The 18858-nt window shown below is 72.8% G+C and carries 18 protein-coding genes; 2 read left to right on the top strand and 16 right to left on the bottom strand.

The features are described 5' to 3' along the window. Positions 1-131: 131 nt before the first annotated feature. The 14 genes from ACTG9Q_RS11230 to ACTG9Q_RS11165 are packed head-to-tail and all read right to left on the bottom strand — an operon-like array spanning position 132 to position 12405. Entirely contained in the window at positions 132-1127 is a 996-nt protein-coding gene (locus ACTG9Q_RS11230; protein WP_455572606.1) for a right-handed parallel beta-helix repeat-containing protein, read from the bottom strand. After that, positions 1127-1642 carry a phosphopantetheinyl transferase gene (locus tag ACTG9Q_RS11225; protein WP_455572605.1) on the bottom strand — a complete coding sequence of 172 codons (516 nt, stop codon included), beginning with the start codon at positions 1640-1642 and terminating at the stop codon, positions 1127-1129. Before ACTG9Q_RS11225 ends, ACTG9Q_RS11230 begins: the two co-directional genes overlap by 1 nt. Then, positions 1639-2406 carry an alpha/beta fold hydrolase gene (locus ACTG9Q_RS11220; RefSeq protein ID WP_455572604.1) on the bottom strand — a complete coding sequence of 256 codons (768 nt, stop codon included), beginning with the start codon at positions 2404-2406 and terminating at the stop codon, positions 1639-1641. Before ACTG9Q_RS11220 ends, ACTG9Q_RS11225 begins: the two co-directional genes overlap by 4 nt. 24 nt (positions 2407-2430) lie before the next feature. Beyond that, positions 2431-3249, bottom strand: coding sequence for a nuclear transport factor 2 family protein (locus tag ACTG9Q_RS11215; RefSeq protein ID WP_455572603.1), 819 nt, complete (start codon positions 3247-3249; stop codon positions 2431-2433). Beyond that, positions 3246-3662, bottom strand: coding sequence for a phosphopantetheinyl transferase (locus ACTG9Q_RS11210; RefSeq protein WP_455572602.1), 417 nt, complete (start codon positions 3660-3662; stop codon positions 3246-3248). Before ACTG9Q_RS11210 ends, ACTG9Q_RS11215 begins: the two co-directional genes overlap by 4 nt. Continuing rightward, a complete protein-coding gene (locus ACTG9Q_RS11205) occupies positions 3659-4573 on the bottom strand; it encodes an ACP S-malonyltransferase (RefSeq protein ID WP_455572601.1) in 915 nt (304 codons plus the stop codon). Before ACTG9Q_RS11205 ends, ACTG9Q_RS11210 begins: the two co-directional genes overlap by 4 nt. 16 nt (positions 4574-4589) lie before the next feature. Beyond that, on the bottom strand, positions 4590-5489 hold the full coding sequence (locus ACTG9Q_RS11200) for an alpha/beta fold hydrolase (RefSeq protein WP_455572600.1): 900 nt from the start codon (positions 5487-5489) through the stop codon (positions 4590-4592). Beyond that, positions 5486-6733, bottom strand: coding sequence for an FAD-dependent oxidoreductase (locus ACTG9Q_RS11195; protein ID WP_455572599.1), 1248 nt, complete (start codon positions 6731-6733; stop codon positions 5486-5488). Before ACTG9Q_RS11195 ends, ACTG9Q_RS11200 begins: the two co-directional genes overlap by 4 nt. Then, positions 6730-7491: a nitroreductase family protein gene (locus ACTG9Q_RS11190; protein ID WP_455572598.1), complete on the bottom strand. Its 762-nt coding sequence runs from the start codon at positions 7489-7491 to the stop codon at positions 6730-6732. The genes ACTG9Q_RS11195 and ACTG9Q_RS11190 overlap by 4 nt, the downstream gene beginning before the upstream one ends. Next, positions 7488-9755, bottom strand: coding sequence for a beta-ketoacyl synthase N-terminal-like domain-containing protein (locus ACTG9Q_RS11185; RefSeq protein WP_455572597.1), 2268 nt, complete (start codon positions 9753-9755; stop codon positions 7488-7490). The genes ACTG9Q_RS11190 and ACTG9Q_RS11185 overlap by 4 nt, the downstream gene beginning before the upstream one ends. A 40-nt stretch (positions 9756-9795) precedes the next feature. Beyond that, entirely contained in the window at positions 9796-10866 is a 1071-nt protein-coding gene (locus tag ACTG9Q_RS11180) for an aminomethyl transferase family protein (protein WP_455572596.1), read from the bottom strand. Position 10867: 1 nt separating this feature from the next. Beyond that, entirely contained in the window at positions 10868-11332 is a 465-nt protein-coding gene (gene fabZ / locus ACTG9Q_RS11175; RefSeq protein ID WP_455572595.1) for a 3-hydroxyacyl-ACP dehydratase FabZ, read from the bottom strand. Further along, entirely contained in the window at positions 11329-11628 is a 300-nt protein-coding gene (locus tag ACTG9Q_RS11170) for an acyl carrier protein (protein ID WP_455572594.1), read from the bottom strand. The genes fabZ and ACTG9Q_RS11170 overlap by 4 nt, the downstream gene beginning before the upstream one ends. A gap of 30 nt (positions 11629-11658) precedes the next feature. Further along, complete coding sequence (locus ACTG9Q_RS11165) at positions 11659-12405, bottom strand: 3-oxoacyl-ACP reductase family protein (RefSeq protein WP_455572593.1); 747 nt, start codon at positions 12403-12405, stop codon at positions 11659-11661. Positions 12406-12536: 131 nt separating this feature from the next. On the opposite strand from ACTG9Q_RS11165, the gene ACTG9Q_RS11160 reads away from it, so the two are divergent. Further along, a complete protein-coding gene (locus ACTG9Q_RS11160) occupies positions 12537-14120 on the top strand; it encodes an FAD-dependent oxidoreductase (protein WP_455572592.1) in 1584 nt (527 codons plus the stop codon). A 449-nt stretch (positions 14121-14569) separates the two neighbouring features. On the opposite strand, the gene ACTG9Q_RS11155 is transcribed toward ACTG9Q_RS11160, so the two are convergent. Together ACTG9Q_RS11155 and ACTG9Q_RS11150 are read right to left on the bottom strand one after the other, a co-directional pair. Then, entirely contained in the window at positions 14570-16111 is a 1542-nt protein-coding gene (locus ACTG9Q_RS11155) for a BTAD domain-containing putative transcriptional regulator (protein WP_455572591.1), read from the bottom strand. Further along, positions 16108-17283, bottom strand: coding sequence for a macrolide family glycosyltransferase (locus ACTG9Q_RS11150; RefSeq protein ID WP_455572590.1), 1176 nt, complete (start codon positions 17281-17283; stop codon positions 16108-16110). Before ACTG9Q_RS11150 ends, ACTG9Q_RS11155 begins: the two co-directional genes overlap by 4 nt. 219 nt (positions 17284-17502) lie before the next feature. Between ACTG9Q_RS11150 and ACTG9Q_RS11145 the strand changes: the two genes are divergently transcribed. Next, positions 17503-18603, top strand: a complete 1101-nt coding sequence (locus ACTG9Q_RS11145; protein ID WP_455572589.1) for a DegT/DnrJ/EryC1/StrS family aminotransferase — start codon at positions 17503-17505, stop codon at positions 18601-18603. Positions 18604-18858: the final 255 nt, after the last annotated feature.

Below are 18858 nucleotides of genomic sequence, written 5' to 3'. Positions count from 1 at the left end.
CCCGAATTCAACCGTGGTGGTCGCGTTGAGCTGGGACACGCCGGTTCGGCGGGTGTCCGTGGCCGGGTGGCGTTCCGTTCCCCTTGGGTGCGGTTGACGGCCACTCGGCACCGGGGTTGGCAGGAGGTCTCTCATGTGGCTTCCTCGGGTTGGCCGATCACGTTGTTCACCATGCGCAGCCCGTCGGGGTCGGCCTGGATGTCCGCCGGGCTGTTGCCGGAGATCGTGTTCCACTCGACGGTGTTGTCCGCCGACGCCGAGCCGCCCCAGTCCGCGGAGGAGCCGACGACGAACGCCGCGCCCATCACCGACGGGCCGCCGGGGTGGTTGCCGGTGATGCGGTTGCCCACCACCGCCGCCCGCTGCACGCCGATCATCGCCAGCCCGACGCCGGACATCGGCGGGCCCGCGGCGCCGAGCGCCTCCGGGTCCTCCCCGCCCGCGGCCAGCGTGTTGCCGCTGAGGTCGCAGTCGGCGACCAGGCAGTCGGTGACGCCGCCCTCGGGCTCGCCGGGGTAGGTCTGGTGCAGCATGAGGACGCCCGCGGCGTTGCCGTGGCTGTGGACCCGGCGGATGCGGGCCCGGCTGGAGTTGTCGACGAAGACGCCGAAGGCGTTCGCGGTGCTCTCGCAGTCGGCGATGTCGGCGTCGGCGTCGGCGCAGAAGGCCAGCGCGATCCCGCCGTACTGGCTGCCCCGCGCGGTGCACCGGGTCACCGACAGGCCGCTCGACTGGCGCAGGTAGATGCCCCAGACCTTGTTGCCGTCGGACTCCACATCGGTCACGGCGAGGCCGGTGACGGTGTGGGCGTAGACGCCCGCGCCGGAGAAGCCGCGCAGGGTCACGCCCTCGACGGCCACGTCGGAGACGTTGTGGACGACGATCGCGTGGTCGACGGCGGCGGGCGCGTCGTGCAGCGGCGGCACGTCGCTGTCCTGCACCGGGCCGGGGACGATGACGCTCGCGCCGGGGCCCGCGCCGAGTAACCGCGTGCCGGACGGCAGGACCACGCCACCGGGGTAAACGCCCGCCGACAGCCGGATGAACCGCGCCCCACCGTCAAGCGCCGCCTGGATGGATTCCCCGGGAGCGACGGTGACCTCGGCGGGGGTCTCGGTCAGCGACATCAGAGCGCTCCTTCCGGAAACGTTGTCAGTATGGCAAGTGCGACGATCAGGTTGCCCTGCCAGCCCCAGCGGGCGGCACCGGCGATGACGCCTGGGTCGGGCGGGAAGCGGGTGCGGGCGGCGGCCAGGCTGGCCCCGCCGACACCGTAGGCGCAGTACTCGGTGAGCACGACGTCGGTCGAGGCGGCCAGTTCGGGCACGGCGTCGTCGAGCAGGGCGCGGGCCCAGTCGGTGCTGTCCGGGCCGCCTCCCCCCGGGCCACCTCCCCAGGCCACGTCACCGCGGGCGGTGAAGTCGTGCCAGGTGAACCCCGGCGGCCTGCCGCCGAGCGCCTTGACCAGCGACTCCTTGATGGCGACGCTGGCCGCCGTCGCCAGGTCGGGGTCCTCGTGCAGCGGGTGCTCGCCTGGCGCGGTCACGTGCCGGGCGTAGGCCGGGCCGCTGTAGGCGACGGCCCGGCTGATCCGGTCGACCTCGACGACGTCGACCCCGACCAGCACGGGAGGCGCGATCACACCCGGTCCAGGAACCGCAGCAGGTGCTCGTTGTACTCCTCGGCGGCCTCGATCATCGGGATGTGCCCGCAGTCCTCGATGGTGATGAACTCGGTGCCCGAGTGCCGGGGCACGGTCTCCAGCCACGGGTCGATCGGCGTCATCCGGTCGTGGCGGCCCCAGACGTAGAGCGACGGGCAGGTCACCTTGTCCATGGCGGGGTCCACTTTGTACGTCCGGGTGGCGCGGATGCTGCGCGCCATCGCCACCATCGCCGGGCCCTGCTGCAGGACCGTGCCGACGGAGTCGATCTGCTCCTGGGTGAACAGCGGCTCGCCGTGGAAGAGGGCGGCCAGCATGCGCGCCTGGAACTGCGGCCCGGACGGGCGCACGTCGGCGCGCCGGTCGATGTTGAGGCCCACGTCCGGGTCCGGGGTGAGGCCGGGCGCGCCGGAGACCACGATGGCGGCGACCCGGTCCGGGTGGCGGCCCGCGAGGTCGATGGCGACCAGCCCGCCCAGGGAGTTGGCGCACACCACCAGCTTCTCCGCGCCGACGGCGTCGCAGGACTCCAGCAGCGCGTCGCCGAGGCGCTCGATGGAGCCCGCGACCTTGCTGTCCAGGGCGCAGATCGGCTCGTTCGTGCGCAGCACGGGCCAGCCGCGCTCGACCAGGGCGTCGTACGGGCGGTTCCAGATCCAGCCGCCCGCGAACAGCGCGGACATGAACGCCACGAGGGGCCTGCCCTCGGTCCCTGGCGCGTGCTCTGCGGTGAAGACCGTCATCGGGGTTCTCCTAGAACGGGGTCTCTAGAACAGGGTCTCGGGGTCGGGGGTCCAGCCGCAGTCGCAGGTCTTGCCCGCCGCGGTCATCGTGTCGCAGCCGCCGCAGCGGGCGAAGTGGCTCTCCCTGGCCAGCGTCCACACGCTGGTGTACGCGCCGGTGCACAGCCCGCCCTTGAAGAAGCGGCGCATGGCGCGCTGGTGGGCGCGGGCGTGCACCGCGCGCACCGAATCCGGCTTGTCGAACGCGGTGAGCGTGTACTTGCGGTTGCCGATGTCGAAGGTGCCCGCGCCGAGGAAGCCGCGGGAGGCGCGCAGGGCCTTGACCACCTCGACGCTGAGCAGGTCCACGTCGGCGCCCTCGTCGTCGTCGCGCACGTCCAGCCAGGTCAGGGTGATCGCGCCGGGGGTGCCCGGCCTGCCGGGGGTGCGGGTGCTGACGCCGAACTCGCGGTCGCCGTCCTCGCGCGGGACGAACTTGGCCGTGTAGCCCAGCGCCTCGGCGACGGCGAGCCGGTCGAAGCCGCGGCGCACGTGCAGGCCGTCCTCGCGCTCGGTCAGCACGTCGACGCCGGTGACCACCAGCTCGGCCCCGGTGCCCGGCATGCCGAGGTAGGAGTCGCGGTGCGCCGCGGTCAGGGTCCAGGAGACCACCGGGCCGTCCACGGTGAACTCGAACGTGCCGGGGAAGCGGGCCAGCCACTCCCGCGCGTGCGCGGCGAGGGCGTGGCCGCTCAGCGGCTTGTCGGTGTCCGGGTCGGTGAAGGACGCGACGGCCGCCGCGGCGGCGTCGGGGTCGCCGTCGCGCCACGCGGCGAGGTGGCGCTCGACGGGATCGGTGCTCATCGCTCGTCCTCCGGGAGGGTGGCCGCGGTGAGCGCCACCGCGACGGCCAGGTCGGCCGTGTGGCTGACCGAGATCCGGATGCGGGTCCGGACGTCGTCGGCGCGCAGCGGCGCGCGCAGGTGCACCTCGGGCGGGTGCCCGTGCAGGCAGGCCGCGCCGCGGGCGCACATGGCCGACGGCCGGGGCAGCACCTCGACCCCCGCGAGGGACTCCGGGGTCGCCGCGACGCCGAGCAGCCGCAGCACGGCGTGCTTGGCGGCGAGCCTGCCCGCCCAGTGCTGCAGCGTCCTGCCCTCGCCGGAGCGCACCCGTTCGGCGCGCGTGTACACGGCCTCCAAGGCCATCGGCGCGACCAGCTCCGCGGGGTCGGACAGCCCGCGGAAGGCCACCGCCGCGCTGCCCCAGCGGCTCATGCGACCGGCTCCAGCCTGCGCGCGGCGGCCGGGTCGGACATGCTCACGCAGCGCACCCCGACCGCGCGCAGCAGCCCGGAGAGGACCTTGCTGTCCCCGACCTCGACGCACTGGTCCACATCGGACTCCAGTCGGGCGGACAGCGCGCGCATGGTCTCGGTCCAGCGGACGCGCGCGGTCATCTGGTCGATCAGCGCCTCGCGCAGGACCGCCACGTCCGTGGTGGGCTCCGCGGTGGTGTTCGGGATGACGGGCACCTGCGGCTCGGCCATCGGCGTCGCGCGCACCGCCTCCGCCCAGGCGTCGACGGCCGGGGCCATCAGCGGGGAGTGGAAGGCGTTGCCGACCTTGAGGGGCACGACCTTGCGCGCCCCCTCGGCCAGCGCGACGAGGCGCTCGATGGCCGGGAGCGCGCCGGAGACCACGGTGTGGTCCGGCGCGTTCTCCAAGCCGACGACGAGCGGCTCGTCCGGGGTGGACGCCGCGACCGCCCACGCGGCCACCTGGGCGGGCTCGGGACCCATGACGGCGCTCATCCCGCCGACGTCCGGCACCGAGGCCATCAGCCGCGAGCGGGTCGCCACCAGGCGCAGGGTCGCGTCGACGTCGAGCGCGCCCGCCGCGCACAGCGCGCTCAGCTCGCCGACGCTGTGCCCGGCGACGACGTCCGCGACGATGCCGCGGGCGGCGAGGACCGCCAGCGCGGCGAGGTTGCACGCCGTCACCGCGGGCTGGGCGGCGTCGGTGGCGACCAGCCGCTCCAGCGGACCCCGGGCGCACAGCTCGGAGACCGGCTCGGGCAGCAGCGCGTCGGCGCGCGCGATGACCTCGGCGCCCACCGGGTCGCGGCGCAGCCAGCCGCCCATCCCGACCCGCACGGTGCCCTGCCCGGGGAACACGAACGCGATCACGGCGATCCCTTCCTGCCTAGAGACGCCTGCGGCGCGACGGCGCGCTGGCGGCCTTCTCGCTGCCGAGGAAGTCCAGCAGCAGCTTGTTCACCAGCTCGGGCTGGTCGAGGGGAATCCAGTGGCTGGCGTCCTCGACGCGCTCGTAGCGCCACGGGCCCTTGACGAACTTGACCGACCCGGTCATGCCCTCCTCGAGCAGCGCCTGGTCGCCGGTGGACCACACGCCCATCGTCGGGGCGAGCACGGGCGGGAAGTTCCGCTCCACGCGCAGCTCCGACTCCGGGGAGCGGTTGGCCCGGTACCAGTTCAGCGCCGCGGTCAGCGCGCCCGGCTTGGCCAGCTCGCGCGGGTAGCGCTGGTAGTCGCCCTCGGTGCCCATGATCTCCTTGAACAGCCGCCAGCCGTTGCGGCGCAGCAGCTGCTCGGAGACCCCGGGGAACTGGTAGAACAGCATGTACCAGCTGGCCCGGCGCTGCTCGATCGACGGCGTGGCGAACACCCCGGGGTGCCCGACGGAGAACACCGCGAGGTGGTCGACCCGGCGCGGCATGAGGAAGGCGTACATCCAGGCGATCGCCGCGCCCCAGTCGTGGCCGACGATGTGCGCGCGCGGGATGCCCAGGTGGATGGTCAGCGCCACGACGTCGTTGACGATCGTGCGCATGTCGTACGCCTCGGCCTCCTGCGGCTTGCTGGAGCCGCCGAAGCCGCGCAGGTCCGGGGCGATGACCCGGAAGCCCGCCTCGACCAGGGGGTCGATCTGGTGGCGCCACAGGTAGTGCGAGTCCGGGAACCCGTGCAGCAGCACCACCGGGTCGCCCTGTCCTTTGTCGACATACGCGATGTCGACCCCGTTCACGTGCGCGGTGTCGGTCAGCAGGCTGTCCCGCTGCGACGCGCTCGAAAGCTCGCTCATACCCTCTCCCTGAACAGCCTCTCGGCGAAGAACTCGCTGAAGCCGAAGTCCGGGACTTCCTCCGGCGGGACCATGTTGAGCAGCCCGGTCACCTGCGCGGCGAAGTTGTCGGCCATCAGCTCGCGCACCCGGCGCCTGCGCGCGGCGGCCTCCGGGCCGAACTCGCAGTGCAGCTTGGCGATGATGCCCGCGCCGAAGTGCAGCCGCTCCATGCGGAACTTGCGCTCGACCAGGTACGGCTCGAACGCCGACGGCGACCAGTCCTCGGAGCCGACCAGGATCTCGCACACCGTGCGGGTGTCGCGCAGGCTGCACGACAGGCCGGTGCCGAGCACCGTGTCGGCGTTGCCCGCCTCGTCGCCCACCAGCACCACGCCGTCGGTGACGATCGGCTGCTCGGGGAACATCGACACCGACGGCCACACCTTCAGCGGGCCGATCGGCGACGCCGCGGCGTAGACGGACTTGCCCCGGTCGGGCAGGCAGTCCAGCTCGAAGTCGGCGATGAACCGGGCGGTGCCCTCCGGGCCGCGGTAGCGGTGCTTGTTGGCGGTGGGGAAGTTGATGTAGAGCCGGGCCATCCCGTCGCCCTGCGGGAAGACCATGAACATCTTCTCGCCCTCGGTGCCCATCGCCTGCACGTCCATCGGCCAGTCGTGCAGGCCCTCGACGCGCACGCCGCCGCCCCAGTGGTGCACGGCGGTCTCCATGCTGATGCCGATCTGGCGGCCGATGGTGCAGCCGCGGCCGGTCGCGCCGATGACCATGCGGGCGTGGATCTCCCGGTCGCCCTCGGCGGTGGCGAAGCGCACGGAGGGCTTCTCGCCCTTGGTCACCTGGACCTTCTGCACGCCCATGATGACCGTCGCGCCGTTGTCCACGGCCTGCTCGGCCATCAGCTCGCAGACGGTGTGGTGCGGGAACGACAGCGGCCCGCCCACGCCCGGCACGAACCGGGTCATGTCCACCGTCTCGGCGGTGTACGGGTCGTCGGTCGTCTCGTCCCACTGCGTCCACTCGCGGATCTCCCACGCGCCGCCGAGGCCGAAGGCGTCCTCGACGCCGAGGATCTGCGCCTCGCGCATGCCCCACGGCGCGATCCACTCGCCGCGCACGATGTCGGTGTAGGTGTCCTGCTTCTCCAGCATCACCACCGACAGCCCGTGCGTGGCGAGATAGGCCGCGGCGGAGGCGCCGGAGATGCCGCCACCGACGATCACGACGTCGGCGTTGTCGGTCCTCATGCCTGCCACCTCTCCCAATAGGTGCGTTCCTTCGCCGCGTGCCGGTTGGCCGGACGGAAGTCGGTGCCGATCGTGTAGGCGACGGGGACGAGGCAGATCTGGCTGACCCCGGCCGGGATGCCGAGCAGGTCGCCCACCTGCCGCTCGAACGGCAGGTGCATGCCGGTGATCGTGCTGCCCAGGCCCCGGCTGCGGAGGGCGAGCTGGAACGACCAGATGGCCGGGAAGATCGAGCCGTAGAAGTTGCTGGCCCGCATGGCGCCCATCAGGGAGCCCTCCTTCCAGGTGCCGACGAGGAGCTCCGCCTGGTGCGATGCCGACCACTGCCGGTCGATGTCGCCGATGTCCGGCGGTCTGCCCAGCACGCACGGGATCACCAGCACCGGCACCTTGCCGAGGATCTCCACCAGCGCCTGCGCGGACTCGTGGTTGCGCCGGGCCTGCTCGTCGTTGCGCCTGCGGCCGGAGCGGGCCCACACCTCCCGCTCGTGGAAGCGCCACGCCTGCGCGACCATGTGCGCGATCCGGCCCTTCAGCTCCGGGTCGGTGACCACGACCCAGCGCCAGTTCTGCTGGTTGTTGGCCGTCGGCGCCTGCACGGCCACCTCAAGGGCCTCCTCGACGACCGAGCGGGGCACCGGGCGTTCGAGGTCGAGCCGCTTGCGCACCGACCGGGTCGTGGTCAGCAGGCGGTCGGTCTCCAGGACGTCGAAAGGGGTGACGTCCGATGGCGCGGCTGCCGACGGCACTGTCGTCACACCGCCCCCAGGACGGTCCCGCCGCGCACCGAACCCGGCGCGGCGCTGAGCACCAGCGCGCGGCGGACGGGCCCGGGCAGCACCGGCTTGGCCACGTAGGACTCGGTGGCGCCCGCCACCGGGTTCTCCAGGCCGGGGATGGCCGCCACGACCCCGTCGCGGATCGCCAGCGCCGCCAGCGCCAGGTTGAGCGCGCCGGTGGCCGAGCCGCAGTCGCCGGTCAGGCCGGTGGACGCGGTCAGCCTGCTGCCGGGCAGCGCGGCCAGCACCGCGGCGGCCTCGTCGGCGTCGTCGGCGCGGCCGGTGGCCGAGCCGATGACCAGGTCGACGTCGGCGGGCAGCGCGGACAGGCCGCGCTCGACCAGGCCGCGCTCGCCGTCGCCGCCGGAGCCCGCGTGGGCGCTGGCCACGACCCGCGCGTACGGGGTCGCGCCCCGGGCCGCGGCGTGCTCGGCCGACTCGACCACCAGCGCCACCGCGGCGGAGGCGAGCGGGGCGGTGGCGGAGGAGCGGTCGTAGGGGGTGACGTCGGCCAGGTCGCCCTCGGAGCTGGCGTCGTCGGCGGCGACCACCAGGACCACGTCGGCCTTGCCCGCGCGGATCGTCTCGACCGCGCAGTCCAGCGCGATGGAGGCCGACGCGCCGCCGTTGCAGATGGTCGTCGTCGGCCCGCGCAGCCCGAGGGTCTGGCAGACCGCGCCGCCGGTGGCGTTGAGCACCACGTTGGAGAAGCTGAGCACCGCGGGCTTGTTCGGGTCGGCCAGCACGCTCTCGTCGAAGCCGCCGGTGCTCTCCACCGAGCCCGCCGCGGTCGCGAAGATCACCCCGACGTTGTCGCAGGCCGCGCGGGACAGCTTCAGCCCGGCGTCCTCCCAGGCCAGCCGCGACGCGGCGATGGCCATGCGGGACAGGGCGTTCATGTGCCGCCACAGCGTGCGCGGCGCGAACGTGCGCCCCTCCAGCGACGGGGTGGCGGCGCTGCTCTGGCCCGCGGCCAGCGCGGCGGTCACCTCGGCGATGCCGGTGCCCAGCCCGGTGACCGGGCCCAGCCCGGTGACCACCACGTCGCGCTCGGGCAGCCCGTCGGAGCCGCCCTCGCCGTGGCCGGGGGAGCGCAGCACCAGCGCGGCGTTGTTGCCGCCGAAGGCGTAGTTGTTCGACACCACCACCGACATCGGCATCCGCCGGGCGGTGTTGGGCACGAAGTCCAGCGTGGCGGCCTCGATCGCCTCCTCGGTGAACCCGATGGTCGGCGGGGCGGTCGAGGTGCGCAGCGCCAGCACGCTGGCCACCGCCTCCACCGCGCCCGCCGCGCCCAGGGTGTGCCCGATGAAGCTCTTGATGCTGCTGGTGGGCACCGACGCCGCGCGCTCGCCGAAGACCGAGCGCATCACCTTCTTCTCCATGGCGTCGTTGGCGGGCGTGCCCGTGCCGTGCCCGTTGACGTAGTCCACGTCGTCGGTGCCCAGCCCGGCGTCGGCCAGCGCCCTGCGCATCGCGCTGACGCCGCCGCGGCCGGTCGGGTCCGGCGCGGTGGCGTGGTAGGCGTCGGCGGAGAGGCCGTAGCCCGCCACCACGGCCAGCGGGACCGCGCCGCGGGCCAGCGCCCGGTCCAGCGGCTCGACCACCAGGAAGGCCGCGCCCTCGCCCAGGTTCAGGCCGTCGGAGCGGCTGTAGGGCGCGCACGGGCCGGTGCTCAGCGCCTGGAGCCCGGCGAAGCCCGCGTAGGTGCCGAACAGCAGCGGGTCCACTCCGCCCGCGAGCACCACGTCGGCCTCGCCGGTGAGGATCTTGTCCTTGGCCAGGCCGACGGCGTTGCCGCCCGCGGCGCACGCCGTGGAGACCAGGATGCGCGGCCCGCGCATGCCCAGCCGCTCGGCCATGATGTCCCCGGTGCCGTAGATGGGCTGGTAGCCGCCCGTCTCGTCCGGGGTGGCCTGGCACTTGCCCAGCACCAGGCCGAACCGCTCGCCGGGCACCGACCCGGCGTCGGCCAGACCGGCCTGGCGCAGCGCCTGGCGGGCCGCGACCAGCGCCAGCCGCGCGGTGCGGTCGAGCATGCCGTCCTCGCGCGGCAGCTGCTCGCTGATCCACGCCGCGGGCACCTGCCCCGCGTGGCGGGCCTCGAACGCGGTGAACCGCTGGTCGGCGACCGCGGTGATCCCGCTCTCGCCCGCGGTGAGCCGCGCCCAGAACTCCTCCGGGTCGCGGCCCGCCGCGCAGATCACCCCGACACCCGTGATGACCACTGGGCGCAGCGCCATGACTGAGTTCCTCCCTGACGTGCTGATCGCAGCGCGGCGATCAGATGATCGGCGTGCTCCACGACTTCGGCGTGACGTACGGGCTGGTCAGCGTGATCGCCTCGGCGCCGCCGACGGTGACCTGCAGCCCGGCCGCGGCCAGCTCGGCGGGCACCCGGATGAGGCCGAGCGCGGCGTCCAGGCCGACGCTGTGCACGGCGTGCACGACCTCGCCGATCCGCTCGCCGTCCACGGTCACCTCGGTGCCCGCGGCGGGGATGTCGGCGGAGGTGGTGAACCCGATGGTGCGCAGGCCCGCGGGCGCCTCGAAGGCGGCGACCACCGCGTCGCGGCCGACGAAGTCGTCCTTGGTGATGTCCACCAGCCAGTTCGCGCCCATCTCCAGGATGTCGGCGGCGCCCGCCTCGCGGTGCACCAGCGGCTGGCGGACCTCCAGCATCGACAGCTCCAGCGCCTCGTTGCCCGCCGGGGTGGCCTCGGCCGCCGCGGCCGCCCAGAGGCGCTGCGCCTCGGCGCGGGGCACGAGCACCTTGTAGCCGTACTCGCCGGTGAAGCCGGTGCGCGCGAAGATGACCGGCACGCCGTCCCACTCGGTGTCCGCCACGGACTCGAACGGCAGCGCGGCCAGCTCGCCGTCGATCAGGCGGCCGACGACGCCCCAGGAGTACGGGCCCTCCAGGCCGAACAGGACGTGCTCCTCGGAGCGGTCGGTGATCTCCACGTCGCTCGGCATGTCACCGGCGCCGACCTGGGCGCGCAGGTGCTCCAGCAGCCGCGTGCCGCCGCCGACCGAGCTCTCCAGCAGCATCCCGGTCTCCCGGCCCCACACCACGACCTGGTCGACGACCGTGCCGTCCGCGTCGAGCACCAGGCTGGTCATGCACCGCTCAGCGGTGAGGTACTCCACGTCGCGGGCGAGCACGCGCTGGGCGAAGTCGACGGCGTCGCCTCCGGAGATCTCGATGATCCGCACGCCGGAGAGGTCCAGCAGGGCGGCGCGGTCGCGGATCGCGGCGTACTCCTCGGCCAGCGTGGTGTAGCGCAGGGCCACCGTCGCCTCGAGGATGTCGCCGAGAACGGTCCCGTCGGGCTGGGCGATCGGGGATTCCATGTCAGGCCTTTCCGTGTGCGGGGTCTGCGATGCTGATGGAGCCTTCGGCGGCGACCTGCCCGTCGACGCGGGCGGTGACCTTGTACTCGCCGAAGCCGCGGCCGCCCGCGGTCCGCTCGGCGGTGAGCACGAGCTGGTCGCCCGGCACGATGGGGCGGCGGAAGCGCATCGACCGCACGCCCGCCAGGTAGCTGATCTTCCCCGCGCCCGCGAGCGCGAAGACCACGCCCGCCAGCTGCGCCATCGTCTCGATGACGACGATGCCCGGCAGCACGGCCTCGCCGGGGAAGTGGCCCTGGAACCACAGCTCGGTGCCCGCGACGTTCTTCACCGCGGTGCCGCTGACGCCGGGCTCGACCTTCTCCACGCGGTCGAGCAGCAGCATCGGCCAGCGGTGCGGCAGGATCTCCCGCACCTCGTCGTGGGAGAGGTTGGTGCGGGTGGCGCCGGGCAGGGTCGCCGTCATGCCGGGGTCTTCTCGAGTTCCAGCGCCGGGTTGACGTGCGTGGCCAGGCGCGAGACCGAGCCGAAGACGGACATGTCGCTGTCGTAGAGCGCCACGCCGAACTCGGCCTCGATGGCGACGTAGAGCTCCAGCACGTCGAGGCTGTCGAGTTCCAGGCCCCGGCCGAACAGCGGCTGGTCGTCGGTGATCCACTCCGGCTCGATCGGCAGGTCCAGGCGCGAGACGATCATCTTCTTGATCTGCGCGCAGGTCTCCCGGCGCGCGGACGCGGCGGCACGAAGCTCGTCGATGGTCACGGTGCTCCCCTCGGTGTTCTTTGTGGACGGTCAGCTCAGCCCGCCGCCGTTGGCGACGACGACTGCGGCGGAGATGTAGGAGGCCTTGTCCGAGGCCAGGAAGGTGACCGCGTTGGCGATCTCCTGCGGCTCGCCCATGCGGCCGATGCGGATGCGCGACTCGTAGCCCGCGCGGATCTTCTCCGGGATGCCCTTGATCATGTCGGTGCGCACGAAGCCCGGCGCCACGACGTTGACCCGGATGCCGTGCGGGGCGGCCTCGTTGGACAGCGCCTTGGCGAAGGCGATGATGGCGCCCTTGGAGGCGACGTAGTTGGTCTGGCCGGGGAAGCCGCCGTCGATGCCGCTGGAGGAGCTGATCGAGACGATGGAGCCGCGGCGCTGGTGCTGCATGATGCGCATCGCCTCGCGGCAGACCAGGAACGTGCCGAGCACGTTGGTGTCCATGGTCTCGGTGAACATCTCGGTGCTCATGGCGATCAGGTGCCGGTCGCGGGTCACGCCCGCGCTGGTGACCAGGACGTCGAGCCTGCCGTGCTCGGAGCGCAGCGCGCGGAACATCTCGCGCACGGCGGCCTCGTCGGTCACGTCCGCCTGGGCGATGCTCGCGCTGCCGCCGTCGGCCTCGATCTGCGCGACGAGCTCCTTGGCCTGCGCCTCCGACCGCGAATAGTTGATCACGACGTGCACCCCGTGCGCCGCCAGATCGATCGACACCGCACGTCCGATGCCGCGCGACCCGCCGGTTACCAGGGCTACCGCGCCTTCGCTGAACATGGACGTCTCCCCTGCTGCTAGACCACTCGCGAGCGTGCACGGCAACGCTACTGACCTGCGTTTTTCATCCCCTATCAGTTCGATATCCACGGGATTGACCGCGCGGGCGCCGATGGCTGAGGCTTGCCCGCATGGGCGACGTGGACGTGCTGATCGTGGGTGGGGGCCCGGTGGGCCTGGCCACCGCCGTGGAGTGCGCCCGCCACGGGCTGACCTGCCTGCTGGTGGAGAAGCACCCGGGCACGTCGATCTTCCCGAAGGCCCGGCTGGTGACCACCCGCACGATGGAGCTGGTGCGCGCGTGGGGGCTGCAGGAGGCGGTCGAGCTGGCCGGGCTCCCCCGCGAGGACAGCCTGGCCGTCGGCGTGGGCACCTCGCTCGTCGGCGACGACTTCCGCCGCCAGGCCGCCGCGATCGCCGAGGACGCCCCGCACAGCCCCACCTACGCCTACATCTGCGCGCAGGACAGGTTCGAGGTGATCCTCAAGGCGCACGCCGAGGCACAGCCGGGCACCGACATCCGCTTCGGCGTCCGGATGACCGCGCTGTCGCAGGACGACGGCGGCGTCACCGCCGAACTGTCCACAGGGGAGCGGGTCCGGGCGCGCTACTGCGTCGCGGCCGACGGCGCGCGCAGCGGCGTGCGCGAGTCCCTCGGCATCCCGGTCGACGGCCCGCCGCCGATCGGCCACATGATCAGCGTGATGTTCGACGCGGACCTGGTGCCGCTGCTCGATGGCCGCATGTGCGCGCTGTACTTCATCCGCAGCGCCATCCCGTGCGCGGTCGAGGCCGTGGACAACAAGCGCCGCTGGATGATCCAGACCGGCTACGACCCGGCCGAGGGCGGCAGCGCCGAGGACTTCACCCCGGAGTTCTGCGTCGAGGTCGTGCGCGCCGCCGTCGGCGTGCCGGACCTGGAGGTCTCCCTGGTCGGGGTCATGCCGTGGCTGCAGCAGGCGGTGACCGCGCGCACCTTCCGCTCCGGCCGGGTGTTCCTGGCGGGCGACGCCGCGCACGTGTCCACCCCGCAGGGCGGCTTCGGCATGAACTGCGGCATCCAGGACGCGCACAACCTGGTGTGGAAGCTCGCCGCCGTCCTGCGCGGCGAGGCGGGCGAGGCACTCCTCGACACCTACGAGGCCGAACGCCACCCGGTCGGCGCGCGCACCGTCGAGGAGAGCCTGACCAACGCGTTCATCACCTTCCGCATGATGGAGGGCGAGCTGACCCTCAAGGAGTCCATCGAGCAGCAGGCGGGCCGCCGCAGCTCCGAGGGCCTGGTCCTCGGCTTCCACTACGCCTCACCCGCCGTGCTGGACGACGGCACCCCCGCCCCCACCCCGGAAGACCCGTACCGCACGTACATCCCCACCGCCCGCCCCGGCCACCGCGCCCCCCACGTCTGGCTGACCCACAACGGCACCGAACTGTCCACACTGGACCTACTAGGTCCCGGCTTCACCCTGCTGACCCCAACCGGAAGCGGCTGGGCCCACGCGGCAACGGCAAACGCCATCCCCGCCGAGGAAATCTCCGCCGACGCCACCAGCGGCCTCTGCGCCCCCACCTGGGCCAAGGAGTACGGCCTAACCCCCTCCGGCGCCGTCCTGATCCGCCCCGACGGCCACGTGGCCTGGCGCACCCAAGACGCCCCCGCATCCCCGGACACACTCCGCGCAACCCTCAACACCCTCCTGGCCCGCTCCACCTAACCAACCGCGACAGCTCAGGCCGCCCGACCACGACGACCCGAGCAACCGGACCGCGACAGCTCAAGCTGCCCGACCACGTCAGCCCAAGCAACCGAATCGCGACAGCTCAAGCAACCGGACCACGTCAGTTTCAAGCAACCGGACCGCGACAGTTCAAGTAGCTCGACCACGTCAGCCCAAGCAGCCGGACCACAACGGCACGCAACACGCGCGCCGAGTGTCCGACGGGGTGGATTTGTTTTCGTGGGGAGGAATGCGGTGCCAAACTTGCTGGTCGTGGACGGCTCTGCCGCTCCACGCTCTTCCACGACCGCACCGCATTCCTTAGGGGCCCCGCGAAAACAAATTCACCCCGTCGGACGCCCAAAGCAACTCGCGTCACCCCCGGGCGGTCCCAACCGCCGGCCGCCAACGCCAAGCACCCCGAGCCCAAGCCAGGCGCAGCGCGCCTAAGCCGGGACCAGATCCACCCGCACCCGAGTACAGCCCGCCCGCCGCAACCGAGCAGCCGCCCGCCGAACCGGCAACGGAAACCCCTGCGCCTGCCGGGCAATCCGCGCCGCCTCCTGCGGCTGCGCCGCCAGCCAGTCCGGCCCGAGCAGCATCGACAGCAGCGACCGGCTCTCCTCAACGGCCAGCGGCCCGACATCGTGCTGGTGCGCCCCGAACCGAGCGGCGAACTCCTCCAGCGGGTCCCGGCTGGTGACGATCACCCGCGTGTGCGGCCCACCCGGCAGCAGCGGCGCCACCTGCGCGTCGTCCACCGCCCCGTCGAGCACCACCAGCATCCGCCGACGGGCGACCGCACTCCGGTACAGCGCCACTTTCTCCCCCATCTCCTCCGGCAGCGCCCGCACCCCCAGCGCCCGCAGGAACCGGTCCAGCACGACCGACGGCGCCACCGGCGCCCCGTCCTCAGCGACGAGGTCGGCGTGCAGCTGCCCGTCGGGGAACCAGTCCATCCGCTGGTGGGCCCAGCGCAGGGCGAGCGCTGACTTGCCCACCTCGCGCGGCCCGCACAGCACGACCGCCCCCGGCGCGTCCCGGCCCTCGGCCAGCGACCCGTCCAGCGCGGCGAGGTCCGGCTCGCGCCCGACGAACGGCAGCGGCTGGCGCGGCAGCTGCGAGGGCACCTCGACGTTCACCGGCGCGGTGCTGGGCAGCGAGTCGCGCAGCACCTGCTCGTGCAGGCCGCGCAGCTGTGGTCCGGGCTCCAGGCCGATCTGCTCGACGAGCGCCCGCCGCCCGTCCTGGTAGACGCGCAGCGCCTCGGCGCGCCTGCCCGCCCGGTAGTGGGCGAGCATGAGCTGCGCCCGCGCGCGCTCCCGCAGCGGGTGCTCGGCGACGAGCGCGCTCAGCTCCTTGCTGACCCGGTCGTGCAGGCCCAGTTCCAGTTCCAGCTCCGCGCACGCCTCGGCGGCGTCCAGCCGGGCGGCCTGCAGCCGGGCGGCGTCGGCGCGCAGGCCGGGCACGTCCTCCATCGGCACGCCCCGCCACAGCGCCAGCGCCTCGCGCAGCAGCGCGACCGCGCCGAGCCGGTCGCCGACCGAGGCCCGCGCCCGCGCCCGCCCGACGAGCGCGTTGAACCGCGCCCAGTCCGAGCCGTCCTCGCCGATGCGCATCAGGTAGCCGGGGCTGGCCGTGGTGATCACCTCGGCGCCGAGCACCTTGCGCAGCCGGGACACGCAGATCGCCACCTGGCCCCGGGCGCTGGCGGGCGGCTCGCCCTGCCACACGGCGTTGATCAGCCGGTCGACGCTGACCACCCGGTTCGCGTCGAGCACCAGCCGGGCCAGCACCGCGCGCTCGCGCGGTCCGCCGACGTGGCGCTCCACCCCGCCGCGCACGGCCCGCACGGGCCCGAGCACGTCGAAGGCCGCTGACCCGGTATCGGACCCGGCATCGGCCAAGACCTCGCCGGAGCCGGTCCCGGCCTGCGCCGAGCCCAGCGCGAACGCACCGGCGGCGAACGAACCGGCGGCGGCCGTCACCGGCGCTCGATCTCGTCGGCCGCCCGGCCGGCGCCGCCCGCGTCGGCGATCGCCGCGGCCATCGCGGTGGCGTTCGCCGCGGTAGCCGGGTCGCCCATGACGGCGGTGATCGCGGCGACCAGGTCGTCCCCGCTCAGCGAGTTCGGGTCGAGCGCGGCGCCCAGGCCCAGGTCGGTGACGCGCTTGGCGGTGGGCCGGTCCAGTGCCGAGGTCGGCACGCACACCATCGGCACCCCGGCGCGCAGCGCCTCCATCGCCGTGCCCATCCCGGCGTGCGTCACGCACAGCGAGGCGTGCTCCAGCACCGCCACGTGCGGCACGAACCGGTGCACCTCGACGTTCGGCGGCAGCTCGCCCAGCTCGGCCGGGTCCAGCCCGTCGGCGACGGTCATCACCGCGTGCCACGGCTGCCCGCGGAACGCCTCGACGCAGGTGCGGAAGAAGTCGGCGTGCTCGTTGAACACCGCGCCGAGGGACACCAGCACCACCGGCAGCCCGCTCGACGGCGGCGACCACGACCCCAGGAACCCGCGGTCGCCGACGCACGGCCCGACGAAGGCGAACCGCTCGTCGAACGTCTCGCCCGCGTACTGGAACTCCCGCGGCACGGTGACCAGGCTCAGCGGCGGCACCTCGAACCACAGCTCCGGCGGCGACGCGGCCACCCCGTGCTCGGCCAGCAGCCCGCCGATGCGCTGCATCGTGCTCATCACCCAGGCGGGCGGCTCCGCGGGCTTCTCGGTCGCGGGGCTGTCCGGGTTGTACATCGCGTTGAGGTAGGAGAAGTGCTCGTTGGAGGCGAAGACCGGGATGACCTGGACCGCGGGAACACCCAGCTTGCGCGCCAGGACGCGCCCGGCGAACAGGATCGAGGTGTCGTAGACCACCACGTCCGGCTTCTCCACCGGGGTGGCCAGCATCGCGGCGCTCTCGTCGAGCAGCAGGTCCATCAGGTAGCCCGGGTCCTCGGCGACCTTGTGGAAGTCGGCGTCCCGGTAGCGGGACTCGTAGGTCACCGCGGTGGCGCCCGCGTCGGTCACGATCCCGGCCATGCTCGCCGCGGTCAGGTAGGTGACCCGGTGCCCCCGCCGCACCAGTTCCGTCACCATCGCCAGGTTCGGGATGACGTGGCCGTGGTCCGGGTGGCACAGGAACAGGAAGTGGCGCTGCATAGGTGTTTTCCCCTGGAGAACCCTAGGTGGTCTGGCGATCGCCGCCACCGTAGGTCGATCCGGACAAGCCCGGACACCCCTACCGAACCCCTAGCCCGACACCGGGGGGCCGCCTGGCGAACGGCGTAGCGCCCGCTGCGTCCAGAGCACCAGTCCACGGGGTCTGACCTGCGTTGATAGGGGTTACCCGCACCAGGGCCCCACTTTAGGCTGGCGCGCATGACCACTCTCGTCTGGGACTACACGCGCGAATACGAAGCCGAGCGCAAGGACATCCTCGACGCCGTGGAGACAGTGTTCTCCTCCGGCCGCCTGGTGCTCGGCCCGAGCGTGTCCGGATTCGAGTCGGAGTTCGCCGCCTACCACGGTGTCACCCACTGCGTCGGGGTCGACAACGGGACCAACGCCATCCGCCTCGCCCTCCAGGCCCTGGGCGTCGGCCGGGGCGACGAGGTGATCACGGTGTCCAACACCGCGGCCCCCACGGTCCTGGCGATCGATGCCATCGGCGCCACCCCGGTGTTCGTCGACGTCCACCCCGACACCTACCTGATGGACGTCGACCAGGTCGCCGCCGCCATCACCCCCCGCACCAAGTGCCTCCTCCCCGTCCACCTCTACGGCCAGTGCGTCGACCTGGCCCCCCTGAAAGCCTTGGCGGACAAGCACAACCTGCACCTGCTGGAAGACTGCGCCCAGGCCCACGGCGCCCGCCACCACGGCACCATCGCGGGCGCCACCGGCCACGCCGCCGCCTTCTCCTTCTACCCCACCAAGGTCCTGGGCGCTTACGGCGACGGCGGCGCCACCATCACCAACGACCCCACCATCGACGCCAACCTCCGCCGCCACCGCTACTACGGCATGGAGAAGACCTACTACGTGGTGGAAACCCCAGGCCACAACTGCCGCCTTGATGAGGTCCAAGCAGAAATCCTCCGCCGCAAACTCACCCGCCTGGACGAGTACATCGCCGCCCGCCAAGCCGTGGCCACCCGCTACGCCGAAGCCCTGTCCGACACGGAGCTGATCCTCCCCACCACCGCCCCCGGCAACACCCACGTCCACTACGTCTACGTGGTCCGCCACCCCGACCGCGACAAGATCATGGACGAGCTGAAGAAGCATGACATCCTGCTGAACATCAGCTACCCCTGGCCAGTCCACACCATGACCGGCTTCGCCCACTTGGGCTGGAAACCAGGCAGCCTCCCCAACACCGAGGCAGCAGCCACCGAGATCTTCTCTCTCCCCATGTACCCCTCCCTCCCCGCAGACGTACAAGACCACGTAATCGAAACCCTGCGCACCCTCCTCTAACAAGCGCAAGCCACGCACCACCTGAAGAAGCAAAGAAGCCAAGCACCACCCAACGCAACCCTCCGCCGCCAACTGTCCGATGGGGTGGATTCGCTTCTGCGGGGAGAAACGCGCCGCTAAACTTGCCCCGCGTGGGACCGGCACCGCCGCTCCCACGCTTGTCCCACGCAGCGGCGCGTTTCTAAGGGGCCCCGCAGAAGCGAATCCACCCCATCGGACACTCCCGGCCACCCCGCAGCACCCACACCGCCACGC

It is taken from the genome of Actinokineospora lacus (assembly GCF_053813445.1).
The sequence above is the reverse complement of the archived record's forward strand: the minus strand, read 5'-3'. Positions and strand labels throughout refer to the sequence as shown.